Below are 9,068 nucleotides of genomic sequence, written 5' to 3' on the forward strand. Positions count from 1 at the left end.
GCCGGCTCTTACAGGGGCGAGGCGTTTATGCACTCGCCGCGATCTTGATCAGCTTCGCGTAATAAAACCCATCATGCCCGCCTTCCTGTGGCAGCAACTGCCGACCGTGTGGCTGTTTCAAGCCGGGTGGTGGATTGCCTTGTTGACCTGCGATGTCCAGCTCCCGCGCACCCGGCGTGCGGGCGAGAAAGGCGTCGATCACCTCGGTGTTCTCAGTGGGCAACGTCGAGCAGGTGGCGTACAGCAGCATCCCGCCGACCTGCAGCGTCGGCCACAGCGCATCCAACAGTTCGCCTTGCAGTGTGGCGAGAGCCGGAATGTCATCGGCCTGACGCGTAAGCTTGATGTCTGGATGGCGACGAATCACGCCGGTGGCCGAGCATGGCGCGTCGAGAAGGATGCGCTGGAATGGCTTGCCATCCCACCACTGATCGGTGGCGCGGGCGTCGGCGGCAATCAGCTCGGCGCTCAGACCCAGACGGTCGAGGTTTTCCTTGACCCGCACCATGCGCTTGGCTTCCAGATCCACCGCGACCACGCCGCCTAGCCCCGGCTGCACTTCCAACAAATGACAGGTCTTGCCACCCGGCGCGCAGCACGCGTCCAGCACCCGTTGACCCGGCGCCAGCTCCAGTAGATCAGCGGCTAGTTGCGCGGCTTCATCCTGCACGCTGATCCAGCCTTCGGCGAAACCCGGCAGCGAGCGGACATCGGCCGGTTCGGCCAAGACGATGCCGTCCTGGCTGAACGTACTCGCAGCGGCGGCAATACCTGCTTCTTGCAGCAACTGAAGGTATTGGTCGCGAGTTTTATGGCGGCGATTGACCCGCAGAATCATCGGCGGGTGCGCGTTGTTCGCTGCGCAGATCGCTTCCCACTGCTCCGGCCACGTGGCCTTGAGCGCCTTTTGCAGCCAGCGAGGGTGAGCGGTGCGCACCACTGGGTCATGCTCCAGCTCGCTCAGCAGCGCTTCGCCTTCACGTTGCGCGCGACGCAGCACCGCGTTGAGTAACGCCTTGGCCCAGGGTTTTTTAAGCTTGTCGGCGCAACCCACGGTTTCGCTGATGGCGGCGTGGGCCGGAATGCGCGAATAAAAAAGTTGATACAGACCGATCAGCAGCAACGCCTGAACATCGTTGTCAGCGGCCTTGAAAGGTTTTTGCAGCAGCTTGGCGGCCAGCGCCGACAGCCGGGGCTCCCAGCGCGCCGTGCCAAACGCCAGATCCTGAGTCAGACCACGATCGCGATCGTCAACCTTGTCCAGCTGCGTCGGCAGCGAGCTGTTCAGCGAGGCCTTGCCACTAAGTACGGCAGCCAAGGCCTTGGCCGCGGCCAGACGCGGGTTCATTGCACTTGCTCTGGTTGATCGGCGCCGGATTGACCAAGAACAGTCCCGGTCGCGAACTTCTCACGGCGGCTATTGAACAGGTCGGAGAAATTCAATGGCTTGCCGCCGGGCAATTGCAGGCGAGTGAGGCGCAGCGCGTTTTGTCCACAGGCCACGATCAGGCCATCTTTGCTGCTACTGAGAATCGTACCCTGCTCACCCTCGCCATCCGAGACCTGCGCGGCCAGTACTTTCAGCGCTTCGCCATTTAGGGTGGTGTGGCAGATCGGCCAAGGGTTGAAAGCCCGTACCAGACGTTCCAGTTCATCGGCTGGACGCGTCCAGTCGATCCGCGCTTCGTCCTTATTGAGCTTGTGGGCGTAGGTAGCGAGGCTATCGTCCTGCACCTCACCCATCAACGTGCCATCGGCCAGACCGGCAATGGCCTGCACCACGGCAACCGGGCCCAGCGCGGCCAGGCGATCATGCAGTGTGCCGCCAGTGTCTTCGGCGGTGATTGGAGTTGTGACCTTGAGCAGCATCGGGCCGGTGTCCAGCCCCGCTTCCATGCGCATCACGGTCACGCCGCTTTCGGCATCGCCCGCCTGCACCGCGCGCTGGATCGGCGCGGCACCGCGCCAGCGTGGCAGTAGCGAGGCATGACTGTTGATACAACCCAGGCGGGGAATGTCCAGCACCACCTGCGGCAGGATCAAACCGTAGGCGACCACCACCAGCAGATCGGGCTTGAGCGCTGCGAGCTCGGCCTGCGCCTCTGGGGCACGCAAGGTCGGCGGCTGCAACACCGGGATGTCGTGTTGCAGGGCGAGTTGCTTGACCGGGCTTGGCATCAGCTTTTGGCCACGGCCCGCCGGGCGATCAGGCTGGGTGTAGACCGCGATCACTTCATAGGGGCTGTCGAGCAGGGCTTTGAGGTGTTCGGCGGCGAATTCCGGGGTGCCGGCGAAGACGATGCGCAGTGGCTCAGTCATGGGCTTCTCGTTGAGGAATAGGACTGTAGAAGCGCGTTTGCCTGCGATTACGGCCGATCTGCAACATACATATCGACTGACACGACGCTATCGCGGGCAAGCGCGCTCCTACGAATGGGGAAGGATCAAGCGTTCTGCTTATGTAGCTTTTCCAGCTTTTTCTTGATCCGGTCACGCTTAAGATTAGACAGGTAGTCAACGAACAGCTTGCCGTTCAGGTGATCGCACTCGTGCTGGACGCACACCGCGAGCAGGCCTTCGGCAATCAGTTCGTAGGGCTGGCCGTCACGATCCAGCGCCTTGACCTTGACCCTTTGCGGGCGGTCGACGTTTTCGTAGAAACCTGGAACGGACAGGCAGCCTTCCTGGTACTGATCCATCTCATCTGTCAGCGGCTCAAGCTCAGGGTTGATGAAAACCCGGGGCTCGCTGCGATCTTCCGAGAGATCCATTACAACGACGCGCTTGTGTACGTTAACCTGCGTCGCCGCCAGACCAATGCCAGGCGCTTCGTACATGGTTTCAAACATGTCGTCGACCAACTGGCGAATGCCGTCGTCCACGGCAACCACCGGCTTGGCGATGGTGCGCAGGCGCGAATCGGGAAATTCGAGGATGTTTAAAATGGCCATATACGTAAGAGCTGCACTTGTAGGGTAAAGTCAAAATCGGCTGCTAGGCTGTGGACGTCACAAGCGGGCAGTCCTGGTAAAACCGAAGTCTCGCAAGACTCAATGTTTCACGCGAAGCCAACATGATAAAGGGATTCACCGCATGAGGAAATCACTACTCGCCCTGCTGCTGTTGGCCGCGACAGGCCTCGTTCAGGCGCAAGTACAGCTCAGGGAAGGCCATCCAGAGAGCTACACCGTTGTCGCCGGTGACACGCTTTGGGACATTTCCGGGAAATTTCTCAGCCAGCCATGGAAGTGGCCCCAGCTCTGGAGAGCCAATCCGCAGGTTCATGACCCGGATCTGATCTATCCAGGCGATACGCTGAATCTGATTTACGTAGACGGTCAGCCGAGGATTGTCGCCACTCGCGGTGCATCCCGAGGCACCATCAAATTGTCACCGCGTGTGCGCAGCACACCAATCGCCGATGCGATCCCGACCATTCCGCTGGGCGCGATCAACGCATTTCTGCTCAACAACCGAATCATGGACACGCCCGAGCAGTTCGAAGAGGCCCCTTACGTGGTGGCCGGCAACGGCGAACGTGTGCTCAGTGGCGCAGGGGATCGCGTTTACGCGCGCGGCACGTTCAGCCCGGATCATGTGTCGTACGGTATCTTCCGCAAGGGCAAGACCTATTTCGATTCCGAAACCGACGAGCCATTGGGCATCAACGCAGACGACATCGGCAGCGGTGAAGTCGTCGCCACCGAAGGCGATATCGCGACCTTGCAGATGCAGCGCGCCACCCAGGAAGTGCGCCTGGGCGACCGGCTTTTCGTCAGTGAAGAGCGTGCGATCAACTCAACCTTCGTGCCCAGCGAGCCGCAGCAGGAAATCCGTGGCACGATCATCGATGTGCCGCGTGGCGTCACTCAGATCGGCGAGTTCGATGTGGTGACGCTTGATCGTGGCAAGCTGGAAGGCCTGGCCGAGGGCAATGTGCTTGCAATCTATAAGGCCGGTGAAACCGTGCGTGACCGCATTTCTGGTGAACAAGTGAAGATCCCCGACGAGCGCGCGGGGCTGCTGATGGTGTTCCGCACCTACAACCACTTGAGCTACGGGATGGTTTTGCATGCGACCCGTTCTCTGGCGGTCAGCGACAAGGTGCGCAATCCGTAATGCTATGTAACAGCTCCAAAACACTTTTTTCCACCTGCATGCTTCACTTATCTAAACGTTGTTAACAGACTTATCCACAGGTTTGCCCACTGGTTGAGGTGGGCACAGGATCAAGGAAGATCTTATGCCGTTGTTCGAAAAAGCCGGGCAGTCGCCTGCCGAGCTAGAGGCGCGTCTGCGTCTTCATCGATTACCAGAGATCGGTCCCAAGCGTTTCCAGACCCTCATCGATGCATTCGGCAGTGCGTCTGCCGCACTCAGCGCGCCAGCCTCAGCGTGGCGTTCATTGCGCCTCCCGGCGGCAAGCGCAGATGCACGACGCAATCCTGATGTGCGCGATGGCGCCAGCGCTGCATTGGCCTGGCTAGAGCGTCCGGGCCAGCATTTGCTGATGTGGGATGATCCGGACTACCCGGCTTTGCTCGCCGAAATTCCCGACCCGCCGCCCCTGCTGTTCATTGCCGGCAATCGCTCCCTGCTCGATCGTCCACAGCTGGGAATGGTCGGCAGCCGACGTGCTTCCAAGCCTGGACTGGACACTGCCGCTGCCTTCGCGCGCAGCCTGGCGGGAGCCGGATTCGTCGTTACCAGTGGTTTGGCCCTGGGCATCGACGGGGCAGCTCATCAGGGCGCGCTGGATGTAAAAGGCGCCACTATTGGGGTGCTTGGGACGGGGATCGAAAAACTTTATCCACAGCGGCATCGTCACCTTGCAGCGAACATCATCGCTCAGGGTGGCGCGGTAATTTCGGAACTGCCTTTGGATGCTGAACCCCACGCCAGCAACTTCCCGCGACGCAATCGAATCATCAGCGGCTTGTCCCTCGGCGTGCTCGTGGTGGAAGCCAGCGTTGCCAGCGGATCGCTGATTACCGCGAGGCTGGCTGTAGAGCAAGGCCGCGAGGTATATGCCATCCCAGGATCGATCCATCACCCCGGCGCTCGTGGCTGTCACCAGTTGATTCGTGAAGGCGCGATGCTGGTCGAGACGGTCGATCACATTCTCGAAGGCTTGCAGGGCTGGAAAAATCTGCCGCCCTGTAATGAGCCTGTCCAGAGTGCCGCAAACCAGAGTGCCGCAAAACCCGACCACGCGCTGCTGGCCCTATTGCATGCCGCGCCGCAGACCAGTGAAGCGCTGGCCGTCAGCAGCGGTTGGCCTTTGCCCAAAGTGCTGGCGACGTTAACCGAACTTGAACTCGACAGCAGCGTGGCTTGTGAGGCCGGACGATGGTTTGCTCGGGCACGCTGAGGTTAAACTGCCCGCCAGCGTTAAATCGGGAGAGCGAACGATGGTCAGCAGTTGGCGTGTGCAACAAGCCGCACGAGAAATCCGGGCCGGAGCGGTGATTGCCTATCCGACCGAAGCGGTTTGGGGGCTGGGGTGCGATCCTTGGGATTTCGAGGCCGTTTACCGTTTGCTGGCGATCAAGCAGCGGCCAGTGGAAAAGGGCCTGATCCTGGTTGCCGACAACATTCGTCAGTTCGACTTTCTGTTCGAAGACTTCCCGGAGCTGTGGATCGATCGCATGGCCAGCACCTGGCCTGGGCCGAACACCTGGCTGGTGCCGCATCAGGGCCTGTTGCCTGACTGGATCACCGGCGGTCGTGAGACCGTGGCCCTGCGCGTCAGTGATCATCCGCAAGTGCGCGAGCTGTGCGCCTTGACCGGCCCGCTGGTCTCCACCTCCGCCAATCCCACCGGCCGCCCCGCCGCGCGTTCCCGGTTGCGCGTCGAACAGTATTTCCATCGGCAACTGGACATGGTTCTGAGCGGTGCGCTGGGAGGACGGCGCAATCCGAGCGTGATCCGGGATCTGGTCACGGCTGAGGTTGTAAGAGCCGGCTGATACTGGTTGACGAATATAGCAATACGGCTTGCCGGCAATATCGATCTAAAGGATGTCAGCCGGCAAGCCGTGTTGCTAGGAGTAGCGCGTGATTCAGATGGCTATCAAGGCACCAAAATGATCGACCCGGTCGTACGTCGAGCAGACAACTCGGTATGCGCCTGGGCAGCGTCCTTCAGGGCAAATTTCCTGATGTCATCGACCTTCACCTTGCCGCTGCTGACCATGGCAAATACCTCGTCAGCCATGGCCTGCAGCGTTTCCGGGTTGTTGGCGTAGGAGGCCAGTGTCGGACGGGTCACGTAGAGCGAGCCCTTCTGCGCCAAAATCCCCAGATTTACGCCTGAAACAGCGCCCGACGCATTACCGAAGCTGACCAGCAAGCCACGCAATTCCAGGCAGTCCAGCGACGTTTCCCAAGTGTCCTTGCCGACGCCGTCGTAGACCACCGGGACCTTATTGCCGCCAGTCAGCTCCAGCACACGCTTGACCACGTCTTCCTTGGTGTAGTCGATCACTTCCCAGGCGCCGTTGGCCTTGGCATGTGCGGCTTTTTCCGGCGAGCTCACCGTGCCGATCAGTTTCACGCCCAACGCACTGGCCCACTGGCAGGCGATGGAACCCACACCACCGGCCGCGGCGTGGAACAGAATGGTTTCTTCAGGTCGGATTTCGTAGGTCTGGCGGAACAGATACTGCACGGTCAGGCCCTTTAGCATGATCGCGGCGGCTTGTTCGAAGCTGATGTCGTCCGGCAGTTTGACCACGTTCGCGCCCGGCGCCAGGTGCAGGTCTGCATAGCTACCCAATGGACCGGTGCCGTAGGCCACGCGGTCACCGACCTTGACGTGCGTCACTTCGCTGCCGACAGCTTCCACCACGCCCGCGCCTTCATTGCCCAGGCCCGACGGCATCGACGCGACGGGATATAAACCCGTGCGGAAATAGGTCTCGATGAAGTTGACGCCAATCGCTTTGTTGCGCACGAGTACTTCTTTCGGACCGGGTTTGGCCGGTTCGAAATCGACATACTCGAGGACTTCAGGGCCGCCGTGGGTGCGGAACTGGATACGCTTTGCCATTTGCTTTCTCCGTCATGGATCGAAACTGCTGGAACAGAACTGGGAGTGCGAAAGGCTTCTATCGGACTCCTTCGTTTGGTCTTCGTCAACTGCGGCACCGGTCAAGCCGGTGTATGCTACGCGCCACTTTCAGGGCGTCGTTCAGGCTTGCAGCGGTTTTGCCGAGGGCACGCGGCGTACGGAACGACGCTCAAAAAATACCGGTTTCACGTTATTTCAAGGTACCGCCATGTCCTTTCGCACCGATGCCGTCAAAGCCTACCTGCTGGATCTGCAAGACCGGATCTGCGCCGCTCTGGAGCAAGAAGACGGCAGCGCCCGCTTCGTCGAAGACGCCTGGGAGCGCCCGGCCGGTGGCGGCGGGCGCACTCGGGTGATCGAGAACGGCGATGTCATCGAAAAAGGCGGGGTTAATTTCTCCCATGTTTTCGGAGCCGGTCTGCCGCCTTCGGCCAGTGCCCATCGTCCGGAACTTGCCGGTCGTGGATTCGAGGCCCTGGGCGTCTCGCTGGTGATGCATCCGCACAACCCACATGTTCCGACCTCTCATGCCAACGTGCGTTTCTTCATCGCTGAAAAAGAAGGTGAAGAACCGGTCTGGTGGTTCGGCGGCGGTTTCGATCTGACGCCCTACTACGGCGTGGAAGAGGACTGCATTCACTGGCACCGCGTGGCGGAGCAGGCCTGTGCGCCGTTCGGTGCCGACGTTTACCCGCGTTACAAGGCCTGGTGCGACCGTTATTTCCATATCAAGCATCGCAATGAGCCGCGCGGCGTCGGCGGGTTGTTTTTCGATGACCTGAACGAGTGGGATTTCGACACCAGCTTCGCTTTCCTGCGGGCCATCGGTGACGCGTTCGTCGATGCGTATCTACCCATCGTTCAACGCCGCAAGGCCACGCGTTACACGCCGCAGCAGCGCGAGTTTCAGGAGTTCCGCCGTGGTCGTTATGTGGAATTCAATCTGGTTTACGACCGCGGCACCTTGTTCGGCCTGCAATCGGGGGGTCGCACCGAGTCCATTCTGATGTCACTGCCGCCACAAGTCCGCTGGGGCTACGACTGGAAAGCCGCGCCTGGCAGCGAAGAGGCGCGCCTGACCGAGTATTTTCTGCAGGATCGCGACTGGCTGGCCGAGGAAGCCAAATAATGACCGACCAATATGTAGTTTTCGGCAACCCTATCGCTCACAGCAAATCGCCGCTGATTCATCGCCTGTTCGCTGAACAGACTGGTCAGGCGCTGGAATACCAGACCTCACCAGCACCGCTGGATCGCTTCACCGCCTTCGCCAGACACTTCTTCGAAACGGGCCTTGGCGCCAACGTCACCGTGCCGTTCAAGGAAGAAGCCTACCGAATGGCCGATCAGCTGACCGAGCGCGGACGTCGTGCCGGTGCCGTGAATACGCTTGTACGCCAGGCAGATGGCAGCCTGTTGGGCGACAACACTGACGGCGCCGGCCTGGTTCGGGATCTGAAGATCAATCACGGCGTCGCGCTCAAGGACCAGCGCATCCTGCTGTTGGGGGCCGGTGGCGCGGTGCGTGGTGCGCTGGAGCCTTTACTGGGCGAGGAGCCGTATGTGCTCGTGGTCGCCAATCGCACGCTGGAAAAGGCCGAGCAGCTGGCGCGGGAATTCGCTGAGCTGGGGCCGATCCTGCCTGCCGGGTACGACTGGCTGGAAGAGCCGGTGGACATCATCATCAATGCGACTTCGGCAAGTCTGTCGGGTGAGTTGCCGCCGATTTTGCCGAGCCTTATCCAGCCGGGCGAAACCTTCTGCTACGACATGATGTATGCCAAGGAACCGACGGCCTTCTGCCGCTGGGCCACGGAGCATCAGGCCGGGCAGGCGGTGGATGGTCTGGGGATGCTGGTGGAGCAGGCCGCAGAAGCGTTCTACCTGTGGCGCGGTGTGCGCCCGGATTCAGCGCCAGTGCTGGCGGAGTTGCGGCGGTTGATGGCGGAGGCTTGACGAAAGTCTGACCGATACAGCACTCCTGGAGGAGCCGGCT

At 60.8% G+C, this 9,068-nt stretch carries 9 protein-coding genes; 5 read left to right on the forward strand and 4 right to left on the reverse strand.

The window, feature by feature from the left end; genetic code table 11:
* Positions 1 to 25 precede the first annotated feature (25 nt).
* From rsmB to def, 3 genes are all read right to left on the reverse strand, one after another.
* Positions 26 to 1,348: a 16S rRNA (cytosine(967)-C(5))-methyltransferase RsmB gene (rsmB, locus tag ACRER8_RS09595; RefSeq protein ID WP_431746088.1), complete on the reverse strand. Its 1,323-nt coding sequence runs from the start codon at positions 1,346 to 1,348 to the stop codon at positions 26 to 28.
* The gene (fmt, locus tag ACRER8_RS09600; RefSeq protein ID WP_431746089.1) at positions 1,345 to 2,319 is read right to left on the reverse strand and encodes a methionyl-tRNA formyltransferase; all 975 of its coding nucleotides are present in this window, start codon (positions 2,317 to 2,319) and stop codon (positions 1,345 to 1,347) included. Before fmt ends, rsmB begins: the two co-directional genes overlap by 4 nt.
* Before the next feature lie 125 nt (positions 2,320 to 2,444).
* On the reverse strand, positions 2,445 to 2,951 hold the full coding sequence (def, locus tag ACRER8_RS09605; RefSeq protein WP_431746090.1) for a peptide deformylase: 507 nt from the start codon (positions 2,949 to 2,951) through the stop codon (positions 2,445 to 2,447).
* A 142-nt stretch (positions 2,952 to 3,093) separates the two neighbouring features.
* On the opposite strand from def, the gene ACRER8_RS09610 reads away from it, so the two are divergent.
* The 3 genes from ACRER8_RS09610 to ACRER8_RS09620 all read left to right on the forward strand — a co-directional run bounded on the left by ACRER8_RS09610 (position 3,094) and on the right by ACRER8_RS09620 (position 5,969).
* On the forward strand, positions 3,094 to 4,119 hold the full coding sequence (locus ACRER8_RS09610) for a LysM peptidoglycan-binding domain-containing protein (protein WP_431746091.1): 1,026 nt from the start codon (positions 3,094 to 3,096) through the stop codon (positions 4,117 to 4,119).
* 124 nt (positions 4,120 to 4,243) lie between these two features.
* On the forward strand, positions 4,244 to 5,371 hold the full coding sequence (dprA, locus tag ACRER8_RS09615) for a DNA-processing protein DprA (RefSeq protein WP_431746092.1): 1,128 nt from the start codon (positions 4,244 to 4,246) through the stop codon (positions 5,369 to 5,371).
* Between the two features lie 40 nt (positions 5,372 to 5,411).
* The gene (locus tag ACRER8_RS09620) at positions 5,412 to 5,969 is read left to right on the forward strand and encodes an L-threonylcarbamoyladenylate synthase (RefSeq protein ID WP_431746093.1); all 558 of its coding nucleotides are present in this window, start codon (positions 5,412 to 5,414) and stop codon (positions 5,967 to 5,969) included.
* 104 nt (positions 5,970 to 6,073) lie between these two features.
* On the opposite strand, the gene ACRER8_RS09625 is transcribed toward ACRER8_RS09620, so the two are convergent.
* Positions 6,074 to 7,051, reverse strand: coding sequence for an NADPH:quinone reductase (locus ACRER8_RS09625; RefSeq protein WP_431746094.1), 978 nt, complete (start codon positions 7,049 to 7,051; stop codon positions 6,074 to 6,076).
* 229 nt (positions 7,052 to 7,280) lie between these two features.
* Between ACRER8_RS09625 and hemF the strand changes: the two genes are divergently transcribed.
* Complete coding sequence (gene hemF / locus ACRER8_RS09630) at positions 7,281 to 8,201, forward strand: oxygen-dependent coproporphyrinogen oxidase (RefSeq protein ID WP_431746095.1); 921 nt, start codon at positions 7,281 to 7,283, stop codon at positions 8,199 to 8,201.
* Positions 8,201 to 9,028 (forward strand): shikimate dehydrogenase, encoded by an 828-nt coding sequence (gene aroE, locus ACRER8_RS09635; RefSeq protein ID WP_431746096.1) that lies wholly within the window; start codon positions 8,201 to 8,203, stop codon positions 9,026 to 9,028. The genes hemF and aroE overlap by 1 nt, the downstream gene beginning before the upstream one ends.
* Positions 9,029 to 9,068: the final 40 nt, after the last annotated feature.

The sequence above is a fragment of the Pseudomonas sp. genome, from assembly GCF_050739935.1.
GTDB lineage: Bacteria > Pseudomonadota > Gammaproteobacteria > Pseudomonadales > Pseudomonadaceae > Aquipseudomonas.